The 14,064-nt window shown below is 66.7% G+C and carries 13 protein-coding genes and 1 tRNA gene; 10 read left to right on the plus strand and 4 right to left on the minus strand.

Annotation, left to right across the window (positions count from 1 at the left end; translation table 11 throughout):
- Positions 1–424: 424 nt before the first annotated feature.
- The 8 genes from ACFXJL_RS21965 (at position 425) to ACFXJL_RS22000 (ending at position 9,153) form a co-directional block, all read left to right on the plus strand.
- On the plus strand, positions 425–1,321 hold the full coding sequence (locus tag ACFXJL_RS21965) for an SAM-dependent methyltransferase (RefSeq protein WP_384694864.1): 897 nt from the start codon (positions 425–427) through the stop codon (positions 1,319–1,321).
- Between the two features lie 174 nt (positions 1,322–1,495).
- A complete protein-coding gene (locus ACFXJL_RS21970; RefSeq protein WP_384694867.1) occupies positions 1,496–1,969 on the plus strand; it encodes an NUDIX hydrolase in 474 nt (157 codons plus the stop codon).
- A gap of 117 nt (positions 1,970–2,086) precedes the next feature.
- A complete protein-coding gene (locus ACFXJL_RS21975) occupies positions 2,087–3,085 on the plus strand; it encodes a Gfo/Idh/MocA family protein (RefSeq protein WP_384694869.1) in 999 nt (332 codons plus the stop codon).
- A 259-nt stretch (positions 3,086–3,344) separates the two neighbouring features.
- Entirely contained in the window at positions 3,345–4,634 is a 1,290-nt protein-coding gene (locus ACFXJL_RS21980) for a DegT/DnrJ/EryC1/StrS family aminotransferase (protein ID WP_384694872.1), read from the plus strand.
- Positions 4,631–5,350, plus strand: coding sequence for a methyltransferase (locus ACFXJL_RS21985; RefSeq protein ID WP_384694875.1), 720 nt, complete (start codon positions 4,631–4,633; stop codon positions 5,348–5,350). The genes ACFXJL_RS21980 and ACFXJL_RS21985 overlap by 4 nt, the downstream gene beginning before the upstream one ends.
- Positions 5,351–5,429: 79 nt before the next feature.
- The gene (gene hisN / locus ACFXJL_RS21990) at positions 5,430–6,239 is read left to right on the plus strand and encodes a histidinol-phosphatase (RefSeq protein WP_384694878.1); all 810 of its coding nucleotides are present in this window, start codon (positions 5,430–5,432) and stop codon (positions 6,237–6,239) included.
- Positions 6,240–6,334: 95 nt separating this feature from the next.
- Positions 6,335–7,900, plus strand: a complete 1,566-nt coding sequence (locus tag ACFXJL_RS21995) for a carbamoyltransferase C-terminal domain-containing protein (RefSeq protein ID WP_384694881.1) — start codon at positions 6,335–6,337, stop codon at positions 7,898–7,900.
- A gap of 200 nt (positions 7,901–8,100) precedes the next feature.
- Positions 8,101–9,153, plus strand: a complete 1,053-nt coding sequence (locus ACFXJL_RS22000) for an AraC family transcriptional regulator (protein ID WP_384694884.1) — start codon at positions 8,101–8,103, stop codon at positions 9,151–9,153.
- Positions 9,154–9,615: 462 nt separating this feature from the next.
- Here the strand turns inward: ACFXJL_RS22000 and ACFXJL_RS22005 are convergent.
- Positions 9,616–9,689 (minus strand) — tRNA-Pro (locus ACFXJL_RS22005).
- A gap of 114 nt (positions 9,690–9,803) precedes the next feature.
- Between ACFXJL_RS22005 and ACFXJL_RS22010 the strand changes: the two genes are divergently transcribed.
- Positions 9,804–10,277 (plus strand): DUF309 domain-containing protein, encoded by a 474-nt coding sequence (locus tag ACFXJL_RS22010; RefSeq protein WP_358879636.1) that lies wholly within the window; start codon positions 9,804–9,806, stop codon positions 10,275–10,277.
- Between the two features lie 88 nt (positions 10,278–10,365).
- Here ACFXJL_RS22010 and ACFXJL_RS22015 read toward each other — a convergent pair whose 3' ends face one another.
- The 3 genes from ACFXJL_RS22015 to ACFXJL_RS22025 are packed head-to-tail and all read right to left on the minus strand — an operon-like array spanning position 10,366 to position 13,147.
- Positions 10,366–11,007, minus strand: a complete 642-nt coding sequence (locus tag ACFXJL_RS22015; protein ID WP_384694888.1) for a lactate utilization protein C — start codon at positions 11,005–11,007, stop codon at positions 10,366–10,368.
- On the minus strand, positions 11,004–12,422 hold the full coding sequence (locus tag ACFXJL_RS22020; protein ID WP_384694890.1) for a lactate utilization protein B: 1,419 nt from the start codon (positions 12,420–12,422) through the stop codon (positions 11,004–11,006). The genes ACFXJL_RS22015 and ACFXJL_RS22020 overlap by 4 nt, the downstream gene beginning before the upstream one ends.
- Positions 12,419–13,147 (minus strand): (Fe-S)-binding protein, encoded by a 729-nt coding sequence (locus ACFXJL_RS22025; protein WP_384638348.1) that lies wholly within the window; start codon positions 13,145–13,147, stop codon positions 12,419–12,421. Before ACFXJL_RS22025 ends, ACFXJL_RS22020 begins: the two co-directional genes overlap by 4 nt.
- Positions 13,148–13,257: 110 nt before the next feature.
- Here ACFXJL_RS22025 and cobF point away from each other — a divergent pair, with 110 nt between their 5' ends.
- Positions 13,258–14,013 carry a precorrin-6A synthase (deacetylating) gene (cobF, locus tag ACFXJL_RS22030; protein WP_384638345.1) on the plus strand — a complete coding sequence of 252 codons (756 nt, stop codon included), beginning with the start codon at positions 13,258–13,260 and terminating at the stop codon, positions 14,011–14,013.
- Positions 14,014–14,064 lie beyond the last annotated feature (51 nt).

Here is a 14,064-nt window from a genome sequence, read left to right on the forward strand (position 1 = left end):
GACGCCCGCCCCGAACGGGTGACATCGCACGGCGGCCCCACCCCCGCACCCGCCCGTGGTCCAGGTGCCATCACGGATGATGACGGTTGCCATCACCCCTGCGTATTGGACGGCACCGATCGCCAACCCGACGCTGATGCCGGGCCGTTGGTCCACGGCCAGGTTCTCGGATGCCCCAGTAGAACGGCGGTCGCCATGGGTATTGCCAAGTCCAGCGGCCCGTGTCCCGGCCGCGTTGATACGACAGGATGCGTCGGCCCGCCGTCAACGCGATCGTACGGGCCAACCGCAACCCCGGCCCGGAAGAGATCAGCAGACGAGCAGCGGATCATGGCGGTGCGCTGCCGGAGGCTTGCTCACGGCGGCGAGGCGATAGACGGGCCCCTGCGCCACCCGCCACACCGCCCATGCTCGGGAGAACTCAATGCCCCATGACTCATCCGTGCACCGCACCGTCCCGTCGTCACTGGAAGCCGGCCGGCTCCATGACGAGCAAACGGAGATCGCGGACGGCGCGGCCGTCGACGGGAACATCCACGTCGGCTACTGGGACAGCGCCGCGGACGACCGCTCCCTCAACCAAGCCACCGACCGGCTCACCGACCTCGTGGCGGAACGGCTGGCCGCCGCACCCGGCCAGCACCTGCTGGACGTCGGCTGCGGAACCGGGCGGCCCGCCCTGCGTATCGCCCGGGCCAGCGGCGCCCGTGTTTCCGGAATCTCGGTCAGCAACCAGGACATCGACCTCGCCCGGACGCGGGCGAATGCCACCTCGCTCGCCGACCGGGTGGACTTCCGGTACGCGGACGCCTGTGCACTGCCCTTCGAAGCCGAGTCCTTCGACGGGGCCTGGGCGATCGAGTCCATGATGCACATCCCCGATCGGACCGTCGCCCTGACCGAGATCGCCCGAACCCTGCGCCCCGGTAGCACCCTGGTCATCACCGATGTGTTGCTCCGGTCGCCAGTGACCGGGCACTCCGCGGAGATTGTTCGCCAGACATGCCGGGCTTTCCAGTCCCCTTCGCTCCCCGAACCGGATGAGCTTCGCACGGCCCTCAACCGTGCGGGTCTGAAGTTGGTGGTGTTCAACGACATCGGTGAGCATGTCCGGCGCACCTACCAGGCGTTCGCCGATGCATTCGGCGATATTGCGCCCTCTGCCGATGACCGTCATCACGAGTTCTTCAACTCCACCCGCTTCCTGCCCAGGTTCGGTGCGCTCCCACAGATCGGCTATGCCTTCCTGGTTGCCCGCCGTGAAGGCAAGGCCCTGCCCAGCAGAGCAAGGGCGCTACTACAGGACCCTGCCGGCAGGTAGGGGCGACGGGCCCGGGGGTGAAAGGGCCTTGATGTCGATGGACGACACCGAGTCACGACAAGTGGTCGATCAAGCCGAACTATTTGACCGCAGGAAGGCCAACAGGGCGAAGAATGATTGTTGAGGAGAAACGAGTGGCCGTCTGTACATCGGCGGGGCCCGATGGCTCCTGACATGACCGAGATGGCCGAACCCCGGCTGGTGGTCGGCGCGCTGATCCGTGACCCCTGCGACCGGATCTTCGTCCAGCGTCGCTCAGCGGGCCGGCGCCTCTTCCCCGAGTGCTGGGACGTCGTCGGCGGCGCCGTGGAGGAAGGGGAGTCCCTCCTGGACGCGCTCCACAGGGAGATAGCAGAGGAAACCGGGTGGCGGCTGCGACGCGTTCTCGCCCGGGTGGCACACGAGGAGTGGACGGCGAAGGGACTACGGCACATCGAGTCGGACTATGTCGTCGAGGTGGACGGGGACCTTTCGTCGCCCGAGCTCGAACGGGACAAGCACACCGAGTTCGCCTGGGTGGCGGCCGGGGGAGTCTCGCTGCTCGACGAGAACGAACGGCGCAGCGGAAGCACCTTCATCAAGGACGTGGTGACCGCCGCACACACCTGGCTCGCCAACACCTCGGGGAGGAGCCGCGGAGCCCTCTGACGTCTGCCGCCAGAATTCCGATCCGGATACCTACAAGCCAATGGTGACTACCTGCGTCGTCCTCGAATGAAATTCTGCGAGGGGATACTTTGCATGCTCGGTGACAGGTTAGAGAACGTGCGTCCGCGACTGCGGGTACTGGTGGTCGGTTTTGCTGGGCATCAAGGAAAGGAGTATCTGCCGATCGTTCGGGAGAGTGCAGATATCGTCGGTGGCGTCGACCCAGCCCCGGCGGCCTCCTCGCTCGCCGATGAATGGGGATTCCCTCATTTCGAAATCCTCAGTAAGGCATTCGAGAAGGTCGACTTCGACGCCGCAGTGGTCACCGTGCCGCATAGTGAGCACTTCCCGGTCTGCACGAGACTCCTGGCGCGTGGCATACACGTCATCAAGGAGAAGCCGTTCGCCGTCACCGAAGGGGAAGCCCGGCAACTGATACACCTGGCCCAACGCGCCGACCGCAGCGTCTTCACGCTCCTGCAACGGAACTTCAACCCGGTGTTCCAGTTCGCCCAAGCGAATCTTGCTCGCATCGGGGAGCCCCACTGGTTCTCCTACGACTACCACTTCAACCTGGCTCATCCGACTACAGGTTGGCGCGCATTCAGGGAGCAGGCGATGGGCGGTGTGCTCCTCGACATGGGCTACCACCTGATCGACGTGCTCAGCGGAATGTTCCCCGAACCCGGCCCACTCCGAGTGCACTCCGCATTCGTGCACCAGTTCCAGGAGATGCGGGATCGTCGACTGGAGGATCTCGTCAGCCTCATGTGCAGCTACCCCTCAACGGGACTGACCGGCTCGCTCCGCATCTCACGCCACAACCACGAGAAGATCGAACACCTCTGCGTGCTCGGCACAGAGGGCGCGTTGAACGTCTCACCCGGGGTCGCCACCCTGCACTCCGTCGGAGGGCTGCCGTTGGAGGGCTACACCTGGGAAGGCCCCAAGGTCGACGCCGTACGTTCCATGCTCTCCCACCATCTGGGACATCTTGACGACCGCAACTACCGCCGGGACCACTTTCAACGTCAACTCGTCACCGTGCGGACGATCGACAGGATCTACCGCGACCGACTACGTGACCGGAACGCCCTCGCCGACCGGTGCGCCTGACCACACCCTTCGAGGCAGTTGGCGAGCGCGCTGACCGGACCCGGGCACTGAACGGCAGCGCATCCCCGGTGGGGACGCAGAGGTGTGGGAGGGAGGAACCGCAGGGGGCGAAGCCATGGCCGTTCGAGTTCGAAATCCGCTCGGACACCCCTGGGGGCCAACCCCCACCTCCACCGATACCGGAGGACCAGCACCGCAGGGCACCGGCATTCCAGCCGTGCCGGGTGTCCAAACCCATCCTCGAAAGCAGGAAGGACACATGACCACTGCCGAACCACTCGCCCTCCTCGGAGGCGCACCCGCAATTACACGACCGCTGCCGCACGAGGTCTGGCCTCCTCCCGCTGACGCAGTGGAGCTCTCCGAACTGGCCGAGCAACGGAACACCGACATCTCCATCAAGGGCAACAGCGGTCCCATCGGCCGGCTTGAGGCCGACTTCCTCGCCTTCCTGGACGACGGAGCCCGCTTCGCGATCACCTTCAACTCCGGTACCAGTGCCCTCCTCGCCGCCTACTTCGCGCTCGGCGTACGCGAAGGCGTGGATGTCGTAGGACCGGCGCTCACCTATCATGCGGCGCTGAGTCCCGTCTTCGCGCTCCGCGGTGACGTGGTCCTGGCCGACATCGACCCCGACACCCGTTGTCTGGAACCCAAAGCACTTCAAGCCGCGCTCACCGAGCACACCAAGGTCATCACGGTCGTCCACCAGTGGGGCCACCCCTGCGATATGGACGCGATCTTGCGGATCGCCGAGCGACACGGGCTGCGCGTTCTGGAGGACTGCTCCCACGCCCATGGCAGCCGCTACAAGGGCAAGCCCGTCGGTACGTTCGGCGACGCCGCGGTCTTCTCCCTCCAGGCCAACAAGGCCGTCTACGCGGGAGAGGGCGGCATCCTCGTCACGAGCGACCCCCAGGTGCACGACCGCGCCACGCTCCTCGGGCACTACCGGGATCGCTCGCGGGACACCGTCCTCGACGAGGATCTGCGCGCGCACTGGGTCACCGGCTTCGGGCTCAAGCTGCGCATGTCCCCGTTCAACGCCATCGTCGCCCGGCACGCGCTTGCAGCGTTCCCCGCACGCAAGGAGGCTCGACACCGCTGTCTGCGCTACTTCAGTGAGCGCCTCGGTGACGTGACCTATCTGGAGCCGGTACACACTGCCGACCACGTCGACATGGGTGCCTGGTACGGCTACAAACCGCTCTACCGGCCCGAGGCCCTCGACGGTGTTCCGCGCTCCGTGCTCATCGAGGCGCTGCGCGCCGAAGGGATGGAAGTGGGTGCCCCCTCCGGCCCCCGACTGTCGACCCTGCCGCTCTACGCCCGCTCGGAGAACCCCCTCTTCCCCGGAACGCCGAAGAAGGGCATCGCACCGGAGACCGGTTCACACGCCGAGTACGTCGAGCAGCACGCGCTGTCCCTGCCGACCTTCTCCAACTGGCCCGAGGACAAGTCGCTCATCGACCAGTACGCCGACGCCTTCCGCAAGGTCGGTCGTCACCGCGCAGCGCTCGTGCGGTACGCGACCGACCCGTCCCGATGACCAACACCAGCGAACAGGTGGAGACCATGACGTTCAAGGAGTCCCCCGAGGATGTGGCCCAGGTCCTGCAGCACGCCCTCGTCGGTGACGACCTGCCGGACTCCTTCACCCTGGTGGGACGGGAGTGGAGCCTGCACAGAGGTGTGTTCCCCGGCACCCTGAGCGCCGCCACCGAGGTGATGGCCTCGATCGTGCCCTATCCCGACGGTGGCTCGTTCCTGGAGGTCGGCTGCGGTACGGGCGTCATCTCCGTGATGGCCGCACTCAGCGGCTGTGCCTCCGTCACCGCGCTGGACATCAACGACAAGGCAGTGGCCAACACGGCGGCCAACGCCGAGCTGCACGGTGTGAGCGACCGGGTACGGGTCCTGCACAGCGACATGTACACGGCGCTTGAGCCCACGGAGCGCTTCGACACGATCTTCTGGAACGTGCCCTGGACCTATGTGGAGGACGGATTCTCACTCTCCACGGATCTGCACTCCGCTGTCTTCGACCCCGGCTACCAGGGCCAGGCCCGGTACATCGCCGGCGCTCCGGAGCATTTGGTCGAAGGCGGCAGGCTGCTGCTGGGCACGGCCGACCTCGGGGACCGCCAACGCCTCGATGCCCTCGCCGAGGAAGCCGGTATGCGGGTCGAGCTGCTGCACCGAGTGCGTCGGATCGAAGAAGTACGGGTCATGGAGTACCACGTGCTCGAACTGCACGCGAAGTGATCCGGGAGCCCTCGGCGCCCCGCCCGGACCGTTCCGGGGACCGGGACCGAAACCTACGAAGTGTGCGGTGAGGCACTCGATGTCACAACATGCCGATCTCGAACTGGCCTTGCGACTCGGCGATATCGCCGACAGCATCACCAGCCGTCGATTCCAATCCCGCGACCTGCGAGTCCACGAGAAGCTGGACCGAACGCCCGTGACCGACGCGGACACCGCCGTCGAAACGGCCGTACGCGAAGCACTGAGGTCCGCCCGCCCAGCTGACGCCTTCGCTGGGGAGGAGACCGGCGGCTCGGTCACGGCCGGGCGCACCTGGATGGTCGACCCCATCGACGGCACCAAGAACTTCCTGCGCGGGGTACCCGTCTGGGCCACACTGATCGCCTTGTTGGAGGGCGGGCGGCCCACCGTCGGTGTGATCAGCGCCCCCGCCCTGCACAGCCGCTGGTGGGCGGCGGCCCAAGGGGGAGCCTGGCTGCGCCGCGGGGCCGTCGACAGCGCGCCCCTGCCCCTACGCGTCTCCGGCAACACCCGTCTCGCCGAGGCATACCTGTCCACCACCAGCACACGGACCTGGGACATCTTCCACTCTCGCGAGGCATATCTACGCCTGGCCGAAGCATGCTGGGAAGACCGTGCCTTCGGGGACTTCCTCCAACACTGCATGGTCGCCGAAGGAACCCTCGACATCGCGGCCGAACCCGTCGTGAACCCCTGGGACATCACCGCCGTCCAGATCCTCGTGGAGGAAGCCGGCGGTGTCTGCACCGATCTCCTGGGGGCCCCGCCCCAAAGCGGCACCGGCGCGCTCTCGGCCAATCCGCGGTTGCATCAGCTCGCCCTGAGAGCCCTCTCGGCCCCACCTGGTGCCACCTTCGATCACTGAGTCGCCACCCCCGTGCTTTCGCGCCGGGCGGCCGATCCCGCCCCATCACCGGCGCCCAACTGTCAGGTCGGACATCCTCAGAGAAATGGACCACCATGCTGATTCTTTCCCTCAAGGAGGGCCACGACGGGGCAATGGCAGCCGTTGAGGACGGCAAGCTGCTCTTCTCCCTGGAGGCCGAAAAGGACACGTTCATCCGCTACAGCGGCCTGACCGCCGAAGTGTTCGCCGTAGCGGCGGACCGACTGGACAAGCAGCCGGACGTCATCGCGATGAGCGGCTGGATCAAGGGAACCCAGGCCACGGACCAACCCTCGCGTACCGGCTACTACGGTGTGGGCGAATCCGCGATTTCGGACGAGGCCGGCCGGTTCTTCGGGAAGGCCGTGCGCGTCTTTTCCTCCACACATGAGCGCTCCCACATCATGACGTCCTACGGGATGTCAGCATTGCGTCGGGACCAACCCTTCTACAGCCTGGTATGGGAGGGAAACATCGGCTCGTTCTACCGAATCGACGAGCATGGGAAGGTGACCCATCTCAGGGAGGTGCTCAACCACCCGGGCAACAAGTACTCCTACGGTTTCGCGCTCGCAGACCCCAAGTTCAGTCCGCACCAAGAATTTGTCCGATTCCAGGACGCGGGCAAGCAGATGGCCCTGGCCGGATTCGCCGAGAACCGGGCTGCGACCACAGCAGAACAGGAAGCGATCGACTTCATCCTCGGCCAGGAGACGGTCATCACCGGCAACCTGAAGGACCGGATGGCCGAGTCCCCCTTCCATAACATCGGCGTGGAATCCGATGCGTACAAGAGCCTCGCCGCCCGTCTGTCGAACGCCATCTTCGAGCGGTTCCACGCGTACGCTCGGGAGCATTTGACGGAGGGTCTCCCGCTGCTCATCTCAGGGGGCTGTGGACTCAATTGCGAGTGGAATCGCCGTTGGCGCGAGTGCGGACTCTTCCCCGCTGTCTTCGTCCCGCCGTGCCCCAACGACAGCGGCTCTGCGATCGGGACCGCCATCGACGCCCAGCACTTCTACACCGGGTCAGCGGATCTGGACTGGGACGTCTATGCGGGCGGCGAGTTCGTCGAGGACATCGAGTTCGACCCCCAGCGCTACGAAGTCCGCCCGGTGCGCCATGCGGAGGTCGCCCGCTACCTCCGCGACGGAAACATCATCGGCTGGGCGCAGGGTCGCTGGGAAATCGGCCCTCGCGCACTCGGAAACCGTTCGATCCTGGCCGCTCCCTTCACCGTCGAGACAACAGTCAGGCTCAACAAGATCAAGCAACGCGAGAGCTATCGACCCATCGCCCCGATCTGTCTGGAGCAGGACGCCGACCGCTGGTTCGCAGGAGGCGTCCCTGACCCCTACATGCTGTACTTCACCCAGGTCGAGTCCAACGATCTACGGGCGGTGACGCACGTTGACGGAACCGCTCGCACCCAAACCGTCGACCCGAAGGCGAACCCGAAAATGGCCGATCTGCTGACAGCCTTCGGTGAATTGACGGGATTCAGCGTCCTCTGCAACACCTCGCTCAACTATTCGGGGCGCGGCTTCATCAATCGCAACAGCGATCTGATTGCGTACGGCGAACTCCATGGGCTGGATGGATACGTCGTCAATGACACCTTCATTACCCCGCGGCGATAGTGTGCCAGCCGCAGAAGTAGGCTTCGCAGGGATCATTTCGTCGTCCCGTACAAGAAGATGCCGTAAGTGTGCGAGAAACTCATGGTGTCTTGATGCTTTGTGACGCCTGTCAATCTCACTGTGGGGGCAATCAGGGATTAAACGACAGCCATCCGTGATAAATGCTTGTCAGTGCAGATAAGTTGCGCGAGGGTATTTCCATGGGCACACCACCGTATTTGGGATCGACCAGTCCTGACCCGCTCACCCACACCCTCAGTGTTACCGGTGCGCGGTGCGTGCTCGCCCGAGGTCTCACCGCCGGAGGAGCATGGGCCTTGCGATTTCCGGCCCCCGGCAGACTCAAGGTCCACGCCGTACTACACGGCGTCACCTGGCTGACGGTCGACGGCTGGGCAAGCCCGGTGCTCTTGGAGCCGGGAGATGTCGTGACCTTCGACGGGAGCTTGCCCTATGTACTGGCCGCCGATCCGGATACACCTCCACAGGACGCGCTGACGCTGCTCGCGACCTCTCCCCACCTCTTCGCACACGCGGGGGAGGAGAGCGTCACGGATGTCGTGTCGATCGGCGCTCATTTCGAACTGAACACAGCCGGCGCGGACTTACTGCTCCAGGTCCTCCCTCCGGTGATTCACATGCCCCACACCGGAGAGGAGGCGCCCACGCTCTGCCAGCATCTCGAACAGTTGCTGCGGGAGATGAGCTCCGATCGCCCCGGGGGGAGCAGGGTGACTGAGTACCTCTCCCAACTGGTTTTCGCCCATGTCCTGCGTGACTACCTCGCCCGGGGTGAGTCGTATCCCGCGGGCTGGCTCCGAGCCTTGGCCGACGAGCGCATCGCTCCAACACTGCGGCTGATGCACACCGATCCCGCTCGGCCCTGGCAACTCGCCGAACTCGCCCAAGCCGCGGCCATGTCCCGTAGCGCATACGCCGGAGTATTCACCTCCGTCGCGGGTGTGCCACCGCTCACCTACCTCCACCAATGGCGCATGCGCCTGGCCGAACAGACCTTGCTCCAGACGAACACGCCTGTGTCGCAACTGGCCCTCTCCCTCGGCTATGCCTCCGAGAGCGCCTTCAGCCACGCCTTCAAAAGGGAGACCGGAGTCGCCCCCAAGCGTTTCCGGGACGCCGCTCGCGTGCCACGTGAGCGCAGCGAGGTCGAACGAGCGATTGCCGCAGCATTCAGCAGGTCACCTGGGCCAGGAGGAGCCGGACACCAGTCGGTGGACGCCCAGCTCCTGTGATCAGACCGACGTTTGTGACCCGCGCTGCCCGGCTGTGTTCCTGTCGCAGGACGTCTGGCGGCCTTTGCTCGCAGATGAGGTGGCGCCTGCGCCACCAGGACCTGCGCCACACCGGACTCACCTGGTTCGCCGACGCCGGAAGTCCCCGCCCACGTCCTCCGCGAGAGCCCCCGCCCACGCACCCGCGAGATCGCCGGACACGGATCGCTGCTCACCACCCGGCGTTGCCTCACCACCCGGCGCTGCCTCGACTCAGACACTTCCCAGATCACCAGCGCTGGGACAGCCCTCACCGCCCACCTCAACCTTGTCCGTGCGCCCCCTCGGCCTGGCTGTCCAGCCCGCCCCGGAAGGCGCCGCTGGACCGTGTGGCCCCCAACTGGTCCCCAACTGGTCCCCGCGACATACGAAAAAGCGGTACCGGATCTCTCCGATACCGCTCACGACCTGCGAAAACACAAGTCGGGACGACAGGATTTGAACCTGCGACCCCTTGACCCCCAGTCAAGTGCGCTACCAAGCTGCGCCACGTCCCGATGTGCGCCGGTTTTGTACCCAAGGCCCGGCGCGCAAGACAACATTACCCCACTCGCGGCACGGACTGAGCGTCCGGCCTGCGGGCGGGCACCCGGTTCGGGGAGAATCGAGGAGTGGATAAGGCGCCGAGAGACCGCGACGACGAAGGGCGTGCCCGAAGCGCCCGCCCTCGCGATGGACTGGGACGCCCGCTCCCCTATGGCGTGCCTGGGGTGGAGCGGCAGCCAGAGGGAGTGGTGCGTAGCCCCGACCAGAGTTTGAAGGAGGCGCAGCGACTGTTGGATGCGGGCAAGCCCTTCCATGCTCACGAGGTCTTCGAGGATGCCTGGAAGTCGGGCCCGGAACCGGAGCGTGAGCTGTGGCGGGGGCTCGCACAGTTGGCGGTCGGCCTCACGCACGCCGCACGCGGCAATGTGATGGGCGGGAAGCGGCTCCTCCTGCGGGGGGCCGGGCACATCGAGGGCTTCGGCGATCCCCATGGGGTCGATGTGTCGGGGCTGGCGGCGTGGGCCCGTGATCTGGCCTCCCGGCTGAGCGGGCCGGTGGACGCCCGGGCCGAGGCCCCCCGGCTCACCCTGGACCGCTGAGGACGGACCCGCAGTCCCCTGCGGGTCCACGACGACTCCGGGCCAGACTTCCAGGCATCCTCGAAGACCTCGTGAGCCACAAAACGGACTAGGGGACGGCACCCAGCAGGATGACCTCCAGTCTGCGCGGGCCGTGTACTCCCTCCACCCGGTCCAGTTCGATGTCACTGGTGGCTGAGGGGCCGGAGATCCACGTCAGCGGGGCGCTCGGGGACAGCAGGGGCAGGGCCTGTGGCACCGACGACACGATCTGGTCGGGTGCCCGGACCACACAGATATGGAGGTCGGGGATGAGGGTCAGGGCCCTGCGTCCCTGGTCAGGGCCGCCGTCCAGCACGATGGTGCCGGTCTCCGCGACGGCGAGCGCGCAACCCGTGAGCACCGCGTCCACGGTGTCGAGTACGGCGGGGGTCAAGGGTCCCTCGTCCCGGTGGCGGGCGACGGTGGAGGCGCTCAGCCAGAAGTCGGGCACCGCGTCGGGGACGACGATCGACCTCGCGCGGTGGGCGGCCAGGCGTTCGGCGATGAGGCCGGGGAGTCCGGGTGGTGTCACCCGGTGAACCACGGCCCGGTAGTCGCTGAGATTGCGTTGGAGCAGTTCCGTGTTCTGGATCGGGTCGTCGCTCGTGTGGGTGATGAGGTAGTCGCGCTCGGGCGGGGGCACGTCCTGGGCCCGGTCGACCGCTGCCCGGATACGGGAGAGGATGCGCTCGCGGGAGGTGTCGGTCATCGGCGGTTCTCCTGCCACCAGTCGCGGAAGGACCGGGCCGGTACGTCGGGCAGTTCGCGGCTCGCGGTCCAGGCGCCGCTGCCGGGTGGTCTGCGCGGGTGCAGCCCACGCGTCGCCGTGGCCAACTTCTCGGCCACCGCCAGTACGGTCGGATGACGCAGGACCCAGCCGGTGGCAGCGAGGGCGGCCCGCTCGACACGATGGCCGGGCCCGCCTCGTTCGGCGATGCGTCCACGCAGGTGGAGCAGGACCTCGGGGATATCGATGGCGACGGGGCACACCTCGTAGCACGCACCGCACAGCGTGGACGCATAGGGGAGTGAGGCGTCGATCGCGCTGCCGGTCCCCCGGAGTTGGGGCGTGAGGATGGCCCCGATCGGGCCGGGATAGACGGAGCCGTACGCGTGACCTCCGGCTCGTTCGTACACGGGGCAGACGTTGAGGCAGGCCGAGCAGCGGATGCATCGAAGGGCCTGGCGTCCCACCTCGTCGGCGAGTACGTCGGTGCGACCGTTGTCGAGGAGGACCAGGTGGAACTCGCGGGGCCCGTCGTCGTCAGTGGTTCCCGTCCACAGCGAGGTGTAGGGGTTCATCCGCTCGGCCGTGGAGGAGCGCGGCAGCGTCTGGAGGAAGACCTCCAGGTCCCGCCAGGTGGGCACGGTCTTCTCGATGCCGACGACGGAGATCAGGGTGCGGGGGAGCGTGAGGCACATCCGCCCGTTGCCCTCGGACTCGACGACGACGAGCGTGCCGGTCTCGGCGACCATGAAGTTGGCCCCCGAGATGCCGACGCGGGCTCGGAGGAACTTCTCCCGCAGATGGAGACGGGCGGCCTCGGCGAGATCGGCCGGGGAATCGGTGAGCCCGTGCGGCGCCGCCCTGCCCCATTTGCCCATCTCATCGGCGAAGAGCGAACGGATCTCGGCGCGGTTGCGGTGGATCGCCGGGACCAGGATGTGGGAGGGCCGATCATCACCGAGCTGGACGATGAGTTCGGCGAGATCCGTCTCGTACGCGGTGATGCCCTCCGCGGCGAGTGCTTCGTTGAGACCGATCTCCTGGGTGGCCATCGACTTGACCTTGACCACCTCGGTCTCGCCCGTGGCCTTCACCAGGTCGGCGACGATGCGGTTGGCCTCGGTGGCGTCGGCGGCCCAGTGGACCGTGCCGCCTGCCTCGGTGACCGCTGCCTCCAACTGGATCAGATAGCGGTCGAGATGGCGCAGGGTGTGGTCCTTGATCTGCCGTCCCGCCTCCCGCAGCTGCTCCCAGTCGGACAGTTCGGCGACTGCCTTGGCGCGTTTGGCGCGGATCGTATGGGTCGCGTGGCGCAGATTGGCGCGGAGGATGGTGTTGTGCACGGCCTCCTCGGCCGCTCGGGGAAACGGTGGCATCCCCAGGAAGGCGGCACTCATGAGGTGGGCTCCTCGGGGCGATAGGGGTCCTCTTCGGTGGAACCGAGGATTTCCGCGATGTGGAGGGGGCGCAGTGGCTCGTCCTGGCGACGGATCAGACCGCCGAGGTGCATCAGACAGGAGTTGTCGGCGGCACAGAGCACCTCGGCGCGGGTCGCGAGAGCGCTACGGATCTTGTCCTGCCCCATCGCGGTCGACACCGCCGCGTTCTTCACGGCGAAGGTACCGCCGAATCCACAACACTCCTCGGCGCCTGGTAGTTCCCGCAGTTCCAGCCCTTTGACCGCTTGCAGCAGCCGGTGCGGCCGACTCCCGAGGCGCAAGGTGCGCAATCCATGACACGAGGGGTGATAGGTGACCGTGTGTGGAAAGTACGCACCGACATCGGTGACCTTGAGGATGTCGACGAGGAACTCGGTGAGCTCGTGGGTCCGCGAAGCCAGGGAGGTCTCCCCCCACCGCGGGTACTGCTCACGGACCATGGCGGCGCAGGAGCCCGAGGGGGTCACGACATGGTCGTAGTCCGCGAAGGCGCGTGCCGTGTGCTGGACGAGCTTCTCCGCGGCGCCTCGGTAGCCGGTGTTGAAATGGGGCTGTCCGCAGCACGATTGCGCCGTGGGGAAGTCCACGCTGACACCGAGGCGCTCCAGCAGCTTCACGGTCGCGACACCGGTGGCGGGAAACAGGGCGTCGTTCAGGCAGGTGACGAAGAGGGCGACACGCATAGCGGGAGGATAGGGGCAGCCGGTGCCCCGTGGGCCGAGGAGGGCGCAGTACTTGGCGGCGACATCACCCTGGGGACCGATGGGCGGCGCGCGTGAGGCAGACTCGGCGGGTGAGGAAAATCTATGTCATCGGTATTGGATCGGGTGATCCCGACCAACTGACGCTCCAGGCCGTGAAGGCGTTGAACGCCGCGGACGCGTTCTTCATCCTCGACAAGGGCGAGGACAAGTCAGACCTGATCCAACTGCGGCGGGACATCCTCGATGCGCACGTCGAGGACGGGTCCTACCGACTGGTCGAGGGGCGGGACCCCGAGCGCGACCGGGTGACGTCCGACTACGCCCCGGCGGTCGAGGACTGGCGTCGCCGCCGCGCGGACCTGTTCGAACGGTTCATCGCGGAGGACCTGGCGGAAGACGAGTGCGGTGCCTTCCTCGTCTGGGGCGACCCCTCCCTCTATGACTCGACCCTGGGGTCCCTGGAGGAGGTGCTGCGCCGGGGCAATGTGGCATTCGACCATGAGGTGGTGCCCGGGATCAGCAGTGTCTCGGCATTGCTGGCGCGCCACCGCACCGGGTTGAACAGGGTGGCCCGCCCGGTCCAGATCACCACCGGCCGCCGGTTGGCCGAGGGGTGGCCCGAGGACGTGGACGACGTGGTGGTGATGCTGGACGCGCGCCAGGCGTTCACCCGCCATCTGGATCAGGACCTCTTCATCTACTGGGGCGCGTACGTGGGGACGAAGGACGAGATCCTCGTCTCAGGTCGGCTTGCGGACGTATCGGATCGCATCGAGCGACTGCGTGCCGAGGCGAGGGAACGCAAGGGCTGGATCATGGATACGTATCTGCTGCGGCGGGGGTAGCCGTTCCGGCCCCAGGGAGGGGTCCTGGGGTAAGTGGGGCCCGGAAGTGGT

Source organism: Streptomyces sp. NPDC059256, from assembly GCF_042753785.1.
In the GTDB taxonomy this organism is placed as follows: domain Bacteria; phylum Actinomycetota; class Actinomycetes; order Streptomycetales; family Streptomycetaceae; genus Streptomyces.